Raw genomic sequence first — 15,779 nt, 5'->3', positions numbered from 1 at the left:
GTATTTCAATCCGTATGAGTAGCCAACAAGACAAGTCCACTTTTGCAGAAGTTTTCAAACAGTGGGAAGAAAAGAAAAACGACGAAGCCGAAATTCGCAAAGACCAAGTGGTCGAAGGTAAAGTCGTATCCGTAGACAACGATAACGTCTATGTGGCAATCGAAGGATTGAAACAAGAGGGAAGAATCCCTCGCTCCGAGTTCGACGAAAAACCGGAACTTGGATCTTTAGTTACAGCACTTGTAAAAAGAAAAGAGTCCACGGACTCCGGATGTATCCTTTCTAAAAAAGAAGCCGACCAAAGAAAAGGTTGGGAAGTTGTTAAAGACGCATTCAAAAATAATTACCAAGTCAGCGGACGTTTGGTAAATGAGATCAAAGGAAAAGGTTACATCGTTAACGTAGAAGGTTCGGAACTTTTCCTTCCAGCTTCTCAACTTAGTTATAAATTCTCCGATGGAGAAAATTACAAAGGTGTAGAACTCGATTTCAAAGTAATCGAGATCAACGAACGCACCCGCTCCGGAGTTGTTTCCAGAAAAAAACTTCTAGACGAAGTGAATAATGAGAAATGGGACGCACTCGCAGAAAAAGTTAAAGTTGGAGACAAGGTTAAAGCAACTGTTTCCAAAATTGCAAGCTTCGGAGTTTTCTGCGATCTGGAAGGAGTTGTAGGACTTCTCAGACAAAGAGATATTTCTTATAAAAAATTCGCACCGTTCAAACAATACTTCACCATCGGACAAGAGATTGAACTTCAAATTCTTGAAATGGAGAAGGAGAATAACAAACTCGCATTAGGACTCAAACAACTGTATGAAGATCCTTGGGTTTGGGCAAAACGTTCCTTGGAAAAAGACATGGTCATCCGTGGAACCGTTACTTCTCTTACTAACTTTGGTGCATTCGTAGAATTGAAAGAAGGTTTAGAAGGTTTAATTCATACTTCTGAATTGACCTGGGCTAAAAAACCTCCTCATCCAAAAGAACTTTTGAAAAAAGGACAAGAGGTAGAAGCTCTTATCCTAGACATCGACTTCGAAAGCAGAAGATTATCTTTAGGCTTAAAACAACTTCAACCGAATCCATGGGATGCTCTAGGTCCTGAAGTTAGAGTTGGAAATGTTCTGACTGGAAAAGTAACCGGCATTACTAAATACGGCGCATTCGTCGAAGTGGAAAACGGTATCGAAGGTTTGATCCACATCAGCGATATCACTTGGGATGAAAAACAAAAGAATCCAACTTCTCTTCTGAAAAAAGGAGAAGAGGTGAAATACATCATCCTTGATATCAATTTTGATGCTCAAAGGATCTCCTGCGGGTTGAAACAACTGCAAGAACATCCTTATGAAGCATTAAGAAATCGTTATCCTATCGGTTCAGTTGTTCAAGGGAAGATCAAGAGCATCGTTGACTTCGGTATGTTCGTAGAAATCGAACCTGGTTTCGAAGGACTTGTTCATATCTCCGAGATCCCTGGCGGAAAAGACACCAACTTGGCTGAGTCTTATAAACCTGGCGATATCGTAAAATGTGCTGTTGTTAAGATTGATTCCAAAAACAAGAAGATCTCTTTGTCTATCAAGGATTTCGACAAAGCCTTAGAAAGAGAAGAGATGGCGAAGTACTTGAAAACTTCCGACACTCCTTCCAGAGAAAGTTTGGGCAGCTTTATCAATTCTTCCTTAAAATAAGGACGATTCTCGGAGTTTTGGATGAAACGATTCGAACCTAAAACAGGTGCTTCTATTACGGATATAGATCCTTATCCAGGTCTTACCGGAGCAGAAAGATTTTTCGCAATTTTATTCTCCAAGATCGGTGAGAATAAAAAGCAGGTTTTATTCGGAGTAGGTGTTTTATTTGTAACCGTACTGGTTGTTGTTAGCTGGAACGAATACAGAGCAGAACAATTCCGCAAGGGTACCCTCGCCATCGAAAAAGTGGAGAAGGAGTTAACTCTTTCTCCAATGACAGAGATCACTGATAAGATCAAAAAATACGAAACTATTGCTTCAACTTATAGTTCTCCTTCTTTAGATATCAGACTTTCCAAAACCTTGGGAGATCTATATGCTAAAAATGGAGAATACCAAAAAGCGGCAGAGAAGTTAGAATTTGCGGGGAAAAAAATAGATGAGCTTCCGGAAGTGAAGGCTTATTATTTTTATATCGCAGGAAATTACAGAGAAAGTGCAAACCAACTCGCGGAAGCGGAATCCGATTACGGAGTTTCCGCTTCACTTTTAAGCAGCCGTAAGAATGTGGCTGGGTTTTACGCTTGGAGCCTTTACCAAGCAGGTCGTTTGAAATTAGAAAACGGCAAAAAAGAAGAAGCAGTCGATCTACTTAAAAAAGTTTTAGACCAAGACATTGCTTCTCCTACTGAAGAATTTAAAGCAGTTAGAGAACTAGCTACTTACCTTCTACTAAAAAGCAGCCAGGGAAACTAAATGCTGACTTTGGCCCTTCCGAAAGGACGGCTTGCCGAAGAGAGCATAGAACTTATGCTTGAAAGGGGATGGCTTTCCGGCCGTCCCGATCCTGATTCCAAAGAACTTATTTATAAAGATCCGAAAGGAAAGGTCCGTATTTTACTGGTCCGTTCCCAAGATGTGGCGACTTACGTGGAACAAAATTCCGCGGATGCTGGTATTGTGGGATGGGACGTATTATTGGAAGGGGGTTATGACCTTCTTCTTCCCTTGGACTTACTCATAGGAAAATGTAGGCTTTCAGTAGCTGGCCCGAAAGGCTGGAGCCTTAGTTCTGGAGAAAGAAAGGTCCGTGTAGCGACAAAATATCCGAATATCGCCAAGGACTTCTTCCTGAAAAAAGGGATCAACTGCGAGATCATTAAACTTTACGGAAGTATTGAACTCGCTCCTTTGGTGGGATTATCGGATTGTATCGTGGATTTAGTGTCCACTGGCGGGACCCTCAGGGCTAATAATCTGGAAGAAGTTGAAATTATTATGGAATCCACGGCAAGATTGGTGTTCAACCGCTCCGCCTTATACACAAAACGAGCTGAAGTAGGGGAATTCTTGGAATCGTTTGCTTTAACCGAAAAACAGTTGTGAATTCCGGCTTTAAAAAAAACATAGTCGTAAATCGACCTTATCTATAGAGAAAAACAATGGCAGTTCCTAAGAGACGAAAATCTAAATCAAAAGTGAGGATGAAACGGGCCCATCATGCGATCGGCAAACCGAATCTAGTACCTTGCCCGAACTGTAATTCCTTCAGACCTCCTCATAGAATCTGCCCTGTTTGCGGTTTTTACAAAGACCGTGTAGTGGTAGAACCGAAAGTCAGGAAGACTAGCGAAGAGAACTAATCAATATGTGGGTCGCCGTCGATGCAATGAGCGGCGACTACGGTCCTGATAGGATCGTAGAAGGTGCCGTTAACGCAGTAAATCAGGACGGCAGAAATGTCATTCTCGTTGGCAAAGAAGAAGATCTCAGCGAGACCCTCCTCAAATACGAATACGATACAAACAAGATCAGGATTGTTCACGCCAGTGAGATTATAGGCATGAACGATTCTCCTTCCATTGCGGTGCGCGCTATGGAAGATTCTTCCGTTGTGCAAGCTGCTCAACTGGTTGCGGATAAAACTTGTGTTGGAATGTTCTCACCTGGAAACACAGGAGCCACTATGGCTGCTGCATTATTATATCTGGGTAGAATTCCGGGTGTTCTTAGACCACCAATTGCTGCTCCCATTCCAAGGGAAAAGGGAGCTCCTACATTGCTTCTGGATGCAGGCGCAAACGTGGATTGTAAGCCTGAATATTTGGCTCAATTCGCTATTATGGGAGAGATTTACTCTAGACTAATCTTCAATATCCATAAACCAAAAGTTGGGATCTTATCCAATGGGGAAGAAGATAAGAAGGGAAACTCAGTCACCGTAAAGGCATTCGAATATATTAAAAAACTACCGATCGATTTTGTAGGAAATGTAGAAGGAAGAGATCTGTATGGTGGAGGAAGAGACGTGGACGTTGTGGTCTGCGATGGCTTCGTAGGAAATATAGTCCTGAAAGCGACCGAAGGTCTTTCTAAATCCATATTTGCCGTGCTTAGAGAGAGTATCGCTCAATCCAGCCTTGCACAAACAGGAGCACTTCTTCTTAAACCTACATTTACTGCGATCAAGAAAAGATTGGATTACGCTGAATATGGCGGAGCACTTCTTCTTGGTGTAGAAGGAACCTGTTTGATCGGGCATGGATCTTCTAATGCGCACGCGGTCCGAAATGCGATCCGAGTAGTAGTAGAATGTGCCGAAAGGGATGTGAACCAGCGTATCAAAGAAGATATAGAGAAGGCAAAGTTCTAACTCCGAGTCTTCCAAGGTGAACGCTACACCCAGAATCACTTGACCCCCCAGGCCCTAAAAATACGCTAACCGCAGAATCTGGTAAGGAAAAAACCAATGATCGATTTGAAAGGCAAAAACGCCATTATAACCGGGGCTGCCCGCGGAATCGGTAAAGCAACCGCTCTTAAACTCGCGCAAGCAGGCGCAAACGTTGTCATTGCCGACTTAAACGAAGAGGCAAGTAAAGCTACTGCTGATGAAATCGCAAAAGTCACAGGTGTAAAAGCAATCGGAGTCGCTGTAAACGTAGCGAACGCAGAATCCGCTCAAGCTGGTATCCAAGCTGTTGTGGATAATTTCGGTTCAATAGACGTTCTAGTGAATAACGCAGGTATCACTAAAGATACTCTTATGCTTAGAATGAAACAAGAGCAGTGGGATGCTGTAATCGCAGTGAACCTGACTGGAACTTTCAACTGTATCCAAGCCGCTATTAAATTTATGGCAAAAAATCCGAATGGTGGATCCATCATCAACCTTTCCTCCATCGCAGGAGTGAACGGAAATATCGGACAAACTAACTACTCCGCTTCTAAAGCAGGGGTAATCGGTCTGACTAAAGCAGTCGCTTTGGAAATGGCTGGTCGTAAAATCCGTTGTAATGCGATTGCTCCAGGATTTATCGCTACTGAAATGACTGACGCGATCCCTGAAAAGATCCGCACTGCAATGGTAGCTGCGATCCCTTTAAAAAGAGCAGGACAACCGGATGATATCGCGAATACTATCGCGTTCTTAGCTTCCGATATTTCCTCTTTCATTACAGGACAATTGATCGAAGTAAACGGTGGGGGATTCCTCCCAGGTGTCCAAGCCTAATACTTCAGATCTTATAATCTGAATAATAGGTAGAAAGCCCGGAATTTTCCGGGCTTTTGTTTTTTTGCAGAACCAATCAAACCTTTCTTAGAAAGATTCTCGTAATGTTCCATAAAATTATAAATCCGAACGGCGTTCGAACGAATGATCGAGAACAGTCTCAATATCAAATATTAGAAATGTGACTTTTTGATTATTTGAATATGGGACTGGGCCGGAATTTTTGATCCATTAAGTCGATCCAATACGTAAGTTATAGAACATCTTCTTTGAAAAAAATATGAAAAAGAAATTTGGATAATATTCTGTTTTTTTCCCGTTTCCAATCCGTTATCGCTTGCCAAAACATTTGAGAAAAAAATGTTTAAAAATCGGTGGATGAATTCATCCCCGATTCTAAACCTAACTAAAACTTACATACCACTTCGGTGGTACGGAGGAAACAAATGGCAGATTTCGAAAAGATTAAGTCTATTATCGTTGAGCAACTTGGAGTGGATGAGTCAGAAGTGACTCCTGAAGCACACTTCATTGATGACCTTGGTGCAGACTCTCTTGACACAGTTGAACTCGTTATGGCTCTTGAAGAAGAGTTTGGCGTTGAAATTTCCGATGAGGATGCTGAAAAGATCCAAACCGTCGGAGACGTAATTAAGTTCATCGACACTCTAAAGTCCTAATTGACTAGACCTCCGGGTTCTTACGGGAACTCGGAAGTCTTTCTTCCATTCCTTTTATCAAAATCCTTTGATAAAAAAAAAACAAAATCAGAACCAAAACAAGACTGATCCTAAGGACAGAAAGGATCCCGCTCTACTTGCGTCCGAGCTTGGTTTAAAATTTAATAAACCTTCTTATTTAGAAATCGCATTCATACATAGTTCTTTCAGGAACGAAAATCCACAGTACAAAGAAGACAACGAAAGACTTGAGTTCTTAGGAGATTCAGTTCTCGGACTTGTGGTCGCAAAATATTTATACAGAACAAATCCTTCTGCAAGTGAAGGAGAACTTTCCAGAAAAAAAGCGACCTTGGTTTCTACGGCAATGTTAAACGGGCTCAGTGAAAAACTGGGACTGACTTCTTATGTTCTATTGGGAAGAGGAGAAGGTCAGGGAGGCGCCCAAAAAAAATTGGGCGCAAACCTATTCGAATCTTTAGTCGGCGCCGTTTATTTAGACCAAGGAATGGAAGCAGCGGAGAAGTTTATACTCCAACATCTTATAGATTACGTTAAAAATTCCGATAAGGTAAGAGAGGCCGCGGATTATAAATCCATCCTCCAGGAAATTTGCCAAAAAAAATTCAAACTTCTACCTTCCTACAGATTACTAAAAGAGATAGGTCCGGATCACGAAAAGACATTTTACGTTAGTGTATCCATCCGGGACAAATACTCCGCGGAAGGTAAGGGAAAGAATAAAAAGTTCGCAGAACAAGACGCTGCGAAACAATTGTTAAAGGCCTTAAAGATCAAGGTTTAATGAAATCTAATATGGAATTCTTTTTTAAAAAGAAAGGTTTAAGGGTCAGAGTGGCCGCTTTGATCCGAAATCGTAAAGGGGAGATCCTTCTTTTGCAGCAAAAAAAGAAGGATGCCTATTATTGGTTATTGCCAGGAGGCGGAATTGAATTCGGAGAAAGTGCGGAAGATGCTCTGAAAAGAGAACTAAAAGAAGAACTTTCTTTGGATATCACCAGTGCAAATTTTCTATTCTTGAATGAGTCCATCGATCCTAAGGGGAATCGTCACCTTCTCCAGTTGGTGTTCTTAGCTACCGTCAAAAAACAAGATCCTACAGTGAACCTGAAAGAGAAAGCGATCACAGGATTCGGCTATTTTCCTTTGGGAGCGGTTTTAGAAATGGATATAAGACCGGATATTAAGGATTTTCTTTCTTCCGGAAAATACAAACCGGCTCCCTTTATACGAAGCCAATGGGTATATGATAAATGAATCCTATCCGGGAAGTACAGATCAGAGCGTTTTCAAAAGAATATAAAGTACAGATCCACTCAGACTTCAGAGGTTTGGGAGAAACGATCAAAAGATTTTACCCTGTTTCTTCCATATTTATACTTACGGAAAGAAAACTTTCAGGATTGTTTTCCAAGTTTTATGAATCGGAACTTTCCGATCTTGGAATTCCGCATCACGAAATTTATATTAAAGGCGGGGAGAAGAATAAACATATCCTTCGCACTGCAGAAGTTTATAATAAACTGATAGAGCTCGGAGCGGACCGCAAAAGTTTGATCCTTGCTTTGGGTGGCGGAGTGGTGGGCGATTTTGCGGGATTTATTGCGTCCACATTCCAAAGAGGAATTCGTTTCGCTCAAATTCCTACGACCTTACTTGCTTCCGTAGATTCTTCCGTAGGTGGAAAAGTCGCAGTGAATGCTGATCTTGGGAAAAACATGATCGGCTCCTTCTACCAACCTGAATTCGTATATTTACCTTTGATCGCATTGTCCACATTACCTAAAAGAGAATGGAGATGTGGAATGGCTGAGATCGTAAAACACGGTCTTTTGTCCGGAGGAGAATATCTAGAGAAGGTCCGCTCGAACGATAAATCCGTCTACGACCATACTTCTCCTGAACTTTTGGAATTGATCGTAGGCTCTATTTTATACAAGGCTAATATAGTCTCCCAGGATGAAAGAGAAACTGGTTTAAGGAAAGTTTTGAACCTGGGACATACCACGGCTCACGCGATAGAATCCCTTACAAATTACAGAAGATATTCTCATGGAGAAGCAGTTTCCATCGGCTTATTAACTGCGATCATTCTTTCTACGGAAAAACAAGGACTGGATGTTTCTTGGATAGAGGCTCTGAAAAAAATCCTAAAAGAATACGATCTTCCATATCACGATAAAAGTAAATCCACTCAGGTAGCAAAACATACTCTTCATGATAAGAAGAACGTGGGTAATTCGGTTCGATTCGTTCTTCTTCAATCTCCTGGAAATCCGATCTGGGATATTCCGGTTGAACTGGAAGAGATCGCTGCAGCATTTAAGAAACAGAAAAGAATGGATTAGAATTCGCCTTGCCTTGGCTTAGAGTTTCTTTAGCCTGGGTTCTCTCATCATGGAAGAAATACTACGGCTCTTAAATCCGATTTCCCTTCTGAACTCGAAGGAAAGAACCATCACGGAAGAGTTTGTTCTGGTCGTGTATTTTATCCTGATCTTGGTCATCGTTTACAAAACTTTCGTTTTGAGCTTCGATCGGATCAGTCCTCCTGCGGACAATTCTGTCAGATACAATCGTAGGCGAGTAACTCGTATCCTGTTTGTGGTTGTGGGAGCAGTGTCCCTTCTGCCCGTAATTTTTTCAGGGCTATCTTATCTTCCTACAGTGATGGGGCTTGCTGGAGCGGGTATAGTAATCTCCTTAAAAGATATCACTTTAAACTATGTGGGTTGGCTTTTGATTCACGGTAGTAACGGATTCGAAGTAGGGGACAGGATCGAGATAGAAGGAATCAAAGGGGACGTGGTCAATATAGGGATCAATCGTTTTACTTTAATGGAATTGAGTCCTGATCCTAGATCGGAACAATCCACGAATCGATTGGTACATCTTCCGAATCATACGATCATCCTTCATAAAGTGTATGTAGTTAAGGAAAAAATGGGGTTCGTGTGGGATGAGTTCAGGATTAAGATTCCTCACAGTGAAAATTGGGAAGCCGCCGAAAAACTTTTGAACGGGATCCTAAAAAACAGCTCTATAATAGATCAACATAAGATAGATTATTCCGTTAGAGAACTTTCGAAAAATTATCTTGTTAGGCTTGGAACAACTACTCCGATCGTATATATGACCGTTGAGGAAGGAGGGGTATTATTCTCCCTTCGTTATCTGACCCATATTAAGGAAAAAAGAAACCAAAAGGCAAGGATCTCCAGAGAAGTGCTGAAAGAATTTGCAGAAGCGGGGATTAAGATCCTCTAATCTATCTTGATTGATTTAGGACCGGAGCCGTAAAACAAGATCGGAGAGATTACCAGCCAGACAAGTATCAAGATCCAAAATTCGCCTGCAAAAATATTATGGACCTTTAGAAAATCCTTATATGGGTTTTCGGAAGTTCGCAAGAACATTAGAAATTCGAAAAGATCCGTCATAAAACACCATACAAGTCCGATCGAAAAAGCATGAGTCTTGTCTTTAAACGGCCATTTTTGGGAAACGTATAATATCGGCACCGAGATCAGGAAGAGTCCTGTAAAAACGGATATCTGGTGAGAGAGATGTTCTTCGAAAAAATCCTTATAAGCTAATTCCCGAATAGCGGCATTCAGTAAAGCCGCCAAAAGAAGAAGGAACCAACTCAGAATATATTTGATCATGGGTTTATCTTATTTTATAAATTTGTAAAAAGTCTACTGACTTTGCTTCTCCCCCCGGCGCTCCAGAAAGAATAACAACTATATCTCCCGTGATCAACATCCCGTCTTCAGGAAGTTTAGTTTCCATATAACGGATCATATCAAAGAAAGTTTCCATAAATGGCATTACATAAGGTTGAACACCGCGATATAATTTCATCTTTCTTGCAGTAGCTAAATAAGGCGTGAAGGAAAGAATGGGGACCTTTGGTCTCATCTCTGAAGTGATAAGTGCAGAATATCCACTTCTTGTAAAATTCACTATTGCTTTTGCGTTGATACTATGAGCGATCTCTCTTGCTGCAGAACCGAGCGCGGCTCTTTCTATTTCTAATTCGGATTTTTTTAAGTTCCAATGGATCTCGTAGATTCGATCTAAGTTTTCAGTTTCTCTTAAAATTTTCGCCATCATTTCTGCGGATTCAACTGGATATTTTCCACTGGCAGATTCTCCGGATAACATGACTGCATCTGTTCCATCCATCACCGCATTTGCAACATCACTTGCTTCAGCTCTAGTAGGTCTTGGATTATCCACCATGGATTCCAACATCTGTGTTGCGGTGATCACGGGTTTTCCTGCACGGTTCGCTTTATAAATGAGTTCTTTTTGTAAAACAGGAACCCTTTCCGTTTCCACTTCGACCCCTAAGTCACCTCTCGCGATCATGATCCCGTCGGCTGCTTCTAAAATTTCATCTATATTACGGATGGCTTCCGGTCTTTCAATTTTGGCGATGAGTCCTGTTTGGGTGCCTCTCATCATTTCTCTGGCGAGTTCTAGGTCGGAAGCTCTTCTTACGAAACTTAATGCGACGTAATCCACTCCTAAATTTAATGCGAACTTCAAATCCAGTAGATCTTTTTCGGAAAGTGCGGGCGCAGAGATAGGAGTTCCCGGCAAATTAATTCCTTTGTTGCTTTTTAAAATTCCTCCTATTATAACTTTTAGAACTGCTTCTTTGCTTGATTTGGATTCAACTTCTAGTACGAGTTTACCGTCATCTACTAATAGTTTGTCTCCCGAACGAAGATCTTCTATCATGGCAGGGTAGGTAGTGCCGACCGCCTCGGAGTCTCCTAAGTATTCCGCGTCGGGTAAAAGTCTGATCTTGTTTCCCTTTTCTAATTCGATTTGGGGAACCCGGAGTTTTCCGGTTCTGATTTTTGGTCCTTGCAGATCAGCGATGATACCTAGAGGAACGCCGGATTCGGATTCGCATTTGCGCAAAGTTTCAAAAACTTTTTTGTGAACTTCGTGAGTGCCGTGAGAGAAATTCATTCTCGCGATGTCCATTCCGGCTCGGAGAAGTGCGGTGATAGTATTTTCATCTGAGGAAGAAGGACCGATGGTGCAGACCATTTTGGTTTTTTTTTCCGGGCTAAACATGAATGGGAACCTCCGAAAATTTGGACGTATTTAAGAATGCTATTTCGTTCTTTACGGGGCGAAACGGAAGGGTAAGCTTGGGAAAAAAAAGGCACACCCAATTGCGCCAACAGTTAGAACGGCTCGCTCTAGTTTATCATCCGGAATACAATATGGACCTTGGTCCTCACGTATTCCCCGCACGTAAATACGCAATGATATACAATCAAGTCAAGGAAGATCCAAAACTTTCTTCTTTGCCTGCCCTCCAACCGGCCCCGGTCGGAGAGGAAGAATTAAGCCTAGTCCATACTCCGGAATTCATTTCAGATTTTATGAATTTGAGATATACGGATCGGACCATGTATTCAGAACTTCCCCTGAACCAAACCATGGTCAGAAGTTTTTGTCTGGGAGTGGGGGGCACCATTCTCGCGACTGAGATGACGGAAAGTTATAAATACGTGTATCATATCGGTGGGGGATTCCACCACAGTATGCCCGATCGTGCAGAAGGTTTTTGTTATCTGAACGACGCTGCGATCGCGACGAAACTTTATCTGCAAAAATATCCGGAACGAAAGGTTTTATTTATAGATCTGGACCTTCATCAAGGAAATGGGAACGCAAGAATTTTCCAAGGAGACCCTTCTGTTTGGACTTTTTCCATGCACCAGGAAGAGTTATATCCTAAAAAAGAGAAGTCCAATCTGGATATACCTTTGGACAACGGGACCAATGACAAAACATATCTTGCCCGTTTACAAGAAGGTTTGGATAAGACCCAAAAAGAATTCAAACCGGATCTGATCTATTATTTTGCTGGTGCGGATCCTTTCGAAGATGATTCTTTAGGAGATCTAAAGCTCACTTTCGACGGGTTGAAGGCAAGGGATAAAATGGTGAAAACTTTTGCGGATTCTTTGGATATTCCTGTGGTAGTTATGCCTGCAGGCGGTTACGCAAGGAATTTCCATGACACAGTTCGTATTCATTTTAATACGATCAGGGTTTTCGCCTCCTTAATTTAATTACATGAGTATATTTTCCGGTTCAGATAAATCCACATCGGGTCAGAGTTATATCGATCCAGAGGCATTAGGTCTCATAGATGTAAATAGGGAATTTAAAACACATTTAGGAATAGAAGATACTCTATTCAATAGATTCTCAGCTAAAGAAGTACACGAACTTTTGGAACAATCCGGAATGTTCGAAATGTTGCAGTTCAGAGGATTCCAAAAAACTAAATTAGAGATCCATGGAATTTCAGAAGTAGATAATCGTATTTATATCAAAACGGAAGAGAACGAGATTTTAGTCCATATGCGCTTAAAATTCTCCGATTTTCTTTTCAAAAAGATAAACGAATCTTTTCCGATGATCTATATAGATTGGTTATTAAGCCAAAACGTAAGGCTTGGGAAATTGGGAGAAAAGAAAAAACTTTTCGAAGGCCAGGAATACCCGGGCCTGAATATTATGAACGAGATCACTTCCTTTATCCGTTTACTTTCCGGAAAGATCGGGGCGGCAGGGGCCTTTAATATTCCTGAATATTTTCACGACGCAGTTCTATTTCATAAAAATTTCAGATACTTATCTCCTGAAAAAGAAGGAGAATTTAGGGCACTACTTAGATGTTTTAAAAAAGAAAATCTAAGATCTCTCTCCGGAGCGATTCATTCCGGAAAAATTTTAGATAATCAGACCTCTGCAGTATACTCCTGGAGTTACGGAGAAATGGTGTCCGCAACCAATCCGTACCTCGAAAAATCCTTGTTTGACGAACAGTATGATTCTATGGTTGCCAGAATTTCCGAGACCAGGGAATTTTCTAGGATCGATTAGATGACATCAATTACGATTAAGCCTGAAATTCTGATCATTGACGACGATCGGGATGTAGGAGAAGCCCTGGAAATTCTTCTCTCCAAATTAGGTTACAATTCTACTTTTTTTGATTCAGTGGAGAAGGGTAAGGAATATTTTGAAAAAGAATCCAACCCAATCGTCTTTCTTGACATTCATATGCCAAAAACAAGCGGGTTGGATGTCCTACCTTATTTCAAAAATTTGATTCCTGCTACCCAGGTCATTATGATGACTGGAGAAAGGGATATTAATAATGTAGTGACTTCACTCACTCATAAGGCTTCCGATTTTCTTTTAAAACCATTCTCTCTCCAGACAGTCCGTATCGCGGTCCAAAGAGCATTGGATTATTATACTTTGCTAAAAGAGAAGGAAGCGAGGGATGAAAACATCCTGAGAGACCTAAGACTTGCCTCTAAGATCCAAAAAAAGATACTTTCTGTTCCTGTAATTTCTCCTTTGGAAGTGGTAGTGGACAATACTCCAGCTTCATTTGTGAGCGGGGACTTTTATGTTCTCTCTAAAATAGGGAATAAGGTAATGGTCTTGCTGGGAGATATCGAGGATCACGGAGTAACTTCCGGACTTATAGGGCTTCTTATGACAAGTATTGCAAGAGAAGCTTATAAAGAAAGCCAGGACCCTTCCAATGTTCTGAAAAGAATGAACCTGGAACTTTCCCAGGAAATAGGAACTCATAGTTTAACTGCTGCGGTTGCAGTGATTGATCTGGAAAAAAAGACAATCTGTTATGCAAGGGGAGGGCATCCTTTCCCAGTTCTATACCAGGCAGCCGGACAAAAACTTCTGAACGAAAAGTCTGGACAATTACTAGGGATTATGGATGCCCTAGAATTCGAGTCACATGAGATCCCTTATGAGTCCGGAGATGTATTATTCTTATATAGCGATGGGTTATTAAATAGCCTTTCCAGTCCTCTGTTTAAGGAATTGGAAGAAGTTCGCAAAAAAGCTCTAAGCATAGAGGATTACCAAGAAGCGATCCGCACTTTTAGCAAGGTGAGTTTGCCTACTAGAGAATTTAGGGACGATTCCAGTTATCTACTTCTGAAACTCTAATTTCTTTTCTGATTGATTCGGTTTTGCGCCCGGAAATGTTCCTTTTCGAATATTGAAAAATACTAATTCAGGCAAGGAGAAGAATGCAGACTGCAATCCGTTCTGTAATCTTCTTCCTTTGTCGAATGGGCTGGTGAATATCCCGACCGTAAAATTGCCGATACCCCAACCTAAATTTACAATCCCATAAATCGGTCTGAGTAGGACTACGTCGTCCGTAAAAAAAACAAAAGAAGAATCATCCGGATTACTCCGGTAAATGCTGGAACTAAAAATATTGGATTCTTTCAGATACGTTTTCCATTTAGGATTCGATTCGTACAATTTTTCCAAAACTTTTTTCCGATGAGAAAGTTCAATAGTTTCCTCTTTTATATTCCATTTTTCAGTAATAGAGTCGTAGGCAATGAACGGGATAAAAGTGAGAGAAGAATGAGGATCTATTCTTTTTCCAAGAACTGTTTCGTATTCCTTCTCATTTAAGATGAATTCTAAGGAATCAAAAATTTCGGATGTGCAATTTTTGGTGATCAGTTTGAAGGTATAAAAATGTTTTAGATTATCATAATATGTTGCTTCTTCCTTTTTAGAACGAACTAGATATTCGGAAATAAGTTCAGGTTCCGGAATCGGAAAAGAAAATATATAATTCCCGGAAAGATCCGGAGAAAGTCTATCAAATGTATTTCGGATCGAAATACCTCTGCTCAAACCTGTTCTCAATTCCCAGTCCCTGTTTTCTAAATCTTCCCAGGTGAGATAATTCTCTTCGGTAAGGTTTTCGGATTTTAGCCTTTTTTCTCTAAAAGTTTTGGAAGCTTCTAATAATAGATCCGAACTTGTTTCTACACTTTTTTTATCCTTAGACCAAGTGGTCGGAGTGATTTGGGATACTGATTCAGGGAATGTAGTTAAAAAGAAAAGTTTACCTTCCTCTATACTTTTTTCTAACACTAAAAATCGGGCCAGATTGATTAGTACACTATGGCCCCAGTTTGCATTCTCTTCTTTGATCAGTTCTATAATGGAAAGTTTTAGTGAGTCACGCAGTAATATAAGTTTTGTTCTTTCTTCTTCTTTTAAAGAGGTTCCGGAAGAAAGAAAGATTGTTTCAGGATCTAAAGAATATCCTAAATCCAGAATTTCTAAAACGGAAAGTTTTTCTAATCGAGGTAAAAACCAGGAGGAAATCCCTTCTTTGTAAAATGGATATATTCCGTTTTGGACGGCCGGAGCTTCAGTGAATAATGTATATTTTCCTTCTGTAATTGCGGAGTTTAATTCATTTTTGATTCGGGTACGTAATATCCCGAGCCAACCTTTTCCAAGTGCGGAATTCAATTCTTCTCTTAAAGAGGAAAGTTTGGCACCTTCTTCCTTTTTGAAATAGCCGAATGTTCTTATCTTTATGTTCTTTTCCGGTTTTTGTATTTCTTTTAGGAATTGTACATCCGCTCGAATAGATTCTAAATTTTTAAGATGTTTGAATTGGATCAATGCCAGTTTTTCAAAACCGGTCCTAATCTTTTCTAGATCTTTTTCTGAAATTGTCACTCTTGCAATCTTGCTGGTTCGATTGGAATAAGTATTATACGAATAGGAAAACCTTTCGTAAGATTCTCGAACTACTCTGAATATTTCATCCGGATAATATTGAAAATGGATAACTGTATCATCAAATCTAAGTGCGGAATGCCCGCCGCTGGATTGTCCAGTATTCGCATCCACATAGATAAAATCTAAATAGTTGTCTTCGGAATAGAGATTAGAAAAGGGGAGAAGTAAAAAAAGAAGGAGCAAGCGACCTTTTAGAAAAGGCCGCTTATACGCACTCGA

The 15,779-nt window shown here is 40.7% G+C and carries 17 protein-coding genes; 14 read left to right on the top strand and 3 right to left on the bottom strand.

Annotated elements, in window-relative coordinates; translation table 11 throughout:
- Positions 1 to 14: 14 nt before the first annotated feature.
- The 11 genes from CH377_RS06140 (at position 15) to CH377_RS06090 (ending at position 9,182) form a co-directional block, all read left to right on the top strand.
- Positions 15 to 1,697, top strand: coding sequence for a 30S ribosomal protein S1 (locus tag CH377_RS06140; RefSeq protein WP_100722925.1), 1,683 nt, complete (start codon positions 15 to 17; stop codon positions 1,695 to 1,697).
- Between the two features lie 21 nt (positions 1,698 to 1,718).
- Positions 1,719 to 2,456: a tetratricopeptide repeat protein gene (locus CH377_RS06135; protein ID WP_100722924.1), complete on the top strand. Its 738-nt coding sequence runs from the start codon at positions 1,719 to 1,721 to the stop codon at positions 2,454 to 2,456.
- Positions 2,457 to 3,086 (top strand): ATP phosphoribosyltransferase, encoded by a 630-nt coding sequence (gene hisG / locus CH377_RS06130; RefSeq protein ID WP_100722923.1) that lies wholly within the window; start codon positions 2,457 to 2,459, stop codon positions 3,084 to 3,086.
- A 56-nt stretch (positions 3,087 to 3,142) separates the two neighbouring features.
- Complete coding sequence (rpmF, locus tag CH377_RS06125) at positions 3,143 to 3,343, top strand: 50S ribosomal protein L32 (protein ID WP_008593555.1); 201 nt, start codon at positions 3,143 to 3,145, stop codon at positions 3,341 to 3,343.
- A gap of 5 nt (positions 3,344 to 3,348) precedes the next feature.
- The gene (gene plsX, locus CH377_RS06120; RefSeq protein WP_100722922.1) at positions 3,349 to 4,353 is read left to right on the top strand and encodes a phosphate acyltransferase PlsX; all 1,005 of its coding nucleotides are present in this window, start codon (positions 3,349 to 3,351) and stop codon (positions 4,351 to 4,353) included.
- Positions 4,354 to 4,449: 96 nt separating this feature from the next.
- Positions 4,450 to 5,214, top strand: a complete 765-nt coding sequence (gene fabG / locus CH377_RS06115; protein ID WP_100722921.1) for a 3-oxoacyl-ACP reductase FabG — start codon at positions 4,450 to 4,452, stop codon at positions 5,212 to 5,214.
- A gap of 446 nt (positions 5,215 to 5,660) precedes the next feature.
- Positions 5,661 to 5,894, top strand: a complete 234-nt coding sequence (gene acpP / locus CH377_RS06110; protein WP_008594933.1) for an acyl carrier protein — start codon at positions 5,661 to 5,663, stop codon at positions 5,892 to 5,894.
- Between the two features lie 67 nt (positions 5,895 to 5,961).
- On the top strand, positions 5,962 to 6,699 hold the full coding sequence (gene rnc, locus CH377_RS06105; RefSeq protein WP_423789919.1) for a ribonuclease III: 738 nt from the start codon (positions 5,962 to 5,964) through the stop codon (positions 6,697 to 6,699).
- A gap of 11 nt (positions 6,700 to 6,710) precedes the next feature.
- A complete protein-coding gene (locus tag CH377_RS06100) occupies positions 6,711 to 7,172 on the top strand; it encodes an NUDIX domain-containing protein (protein WP_100710618.1) in 462 nt (153 codons plus the stop codon).
- Positions 7,169 to 8,263: a 3-dehydroquinate synthase gene (gene aroB / locus CH377_RS06095; protein WP_100722920.1), complete on the top strand. Its 1,095-nt coding sequence runs from the start codon at positions 7,169 to 7,171 to the stop codon at positions 8,261 to 8,263. Before CH377_RS06100 ends, aroB begins: the two co-directional genes overlap by 4 nt.
- 49 nt (positions 8,264 to 8,312) lie before the next feature.
- Entirely contained in the window at positions 8,313 to 9,182 is an 870-nt protein-coding gene (locus tag CH377_RS06090; protein ID WP_100722919.1) for a mechanosensitive ion channel family protein, read from the top strand.
- Here CH377_RS06090 and CH377_RS06085 read toward each other — a convergent pair.
- Positions 9,179 to 9,580 (bottom strand): hypothetical protein, encoded by a 402-nt coding sequence (locus CH377_RS06085; protein ID WP_100722918.1) that lies wholly within the window; start codon positions 9,578 to 9,580, stop codon positions 9,179 to 9,181. The two genes, CH377_RS06090 and CH377_RS06085, sit on opposite strands and share 4 nt — an antisense overlap.
- Positions 9,581 to 9,584: 4 nt before the next feature.
- Positions 9,585 to 11,009, bottom strand: a complete 1,425-nt coding sequence (gene pyk, locus CH377_RS06080) for a pyruvate kinase (protein WP_100722917.1) — start codon at positions 11,007 to 11,009, stop codon at positions 9,585 to 9,587.
- 101 nt (positions 11,010 to 11,110) lie between these two features.
- On the opposite strand from pyk, the gene CH377_RS06075 reads away from it, so the two are divergent.
- The 3 genes from CH377_RS06075 to CH377_RS06065 are packed head-to-tail and all read left to right on the top strand — an operon-like array spanning position 11,111 to position 13,943.
- Positions 11,111 to 12,019, top strand: coding sequence for a histone deacetylase family protein (locus CH377_RS06075; protein ID WP_207797596.1), 909 nt, complete (start codon positions 11,111 to 11,113; stop codon positions 12,017 to 12,019).
- 4 nt (positions 12,020 to 12,023) lie between these two features.
- Entirely contained in the window at positions 12,024 to 12,839 is an 816-nt protein-coding gene (locus tag CH377_RS06070) for a hypothetical protein (RefSeq protein ID WP_100722915.1), read from the top strand.
- Positions 12,840 to 13,943 (top strand): SpoIIE family protein phosphatase, encoded by a 1,104-nt coding sequence (locus tag CH377_RS06065; protein WP_100722914.1) that lies wholly within the window; start codon positions 12,840 to 12,842, stop codon positions 13,941 to 13,943.
- On the opposite strand, the gene CH377_RS06060 is transcribed toward CH377_RS06065, so the two are convergent.
- Positions 13,926 to 15,743, bottom strand: coding sequence for a hypothetical protein (locus tag CH377_RS06060; protein WP_243401997.1), 1,818 nt, complete (start codon positions 15,741 to 15,743; stop codon positions 13,926 to 13,928). The two genes, CH377_RS06065 and CH377_RS06060, sit on opposite strands and share 18 nt — an antisense overlap.
- Between the last annotated feature and the right edge of the window lie 36 nt (positions 15,744 to 15,779).

Origin of the sequence: Leptospira haakeii, from assembly GCF_002812045.1 — a bacterium.
GTDB classification, from domain to species: Bacteria; Spirochaetota; Leptospiria; order Leptospirales; family Leptospiraceae; genus Leptospira_B; species Leptospira_B haakeii.
Note: the sequence above shows the minus strand (reverse complement) of the source record. Positions and strands in the feature narration are given on the sequence as shown.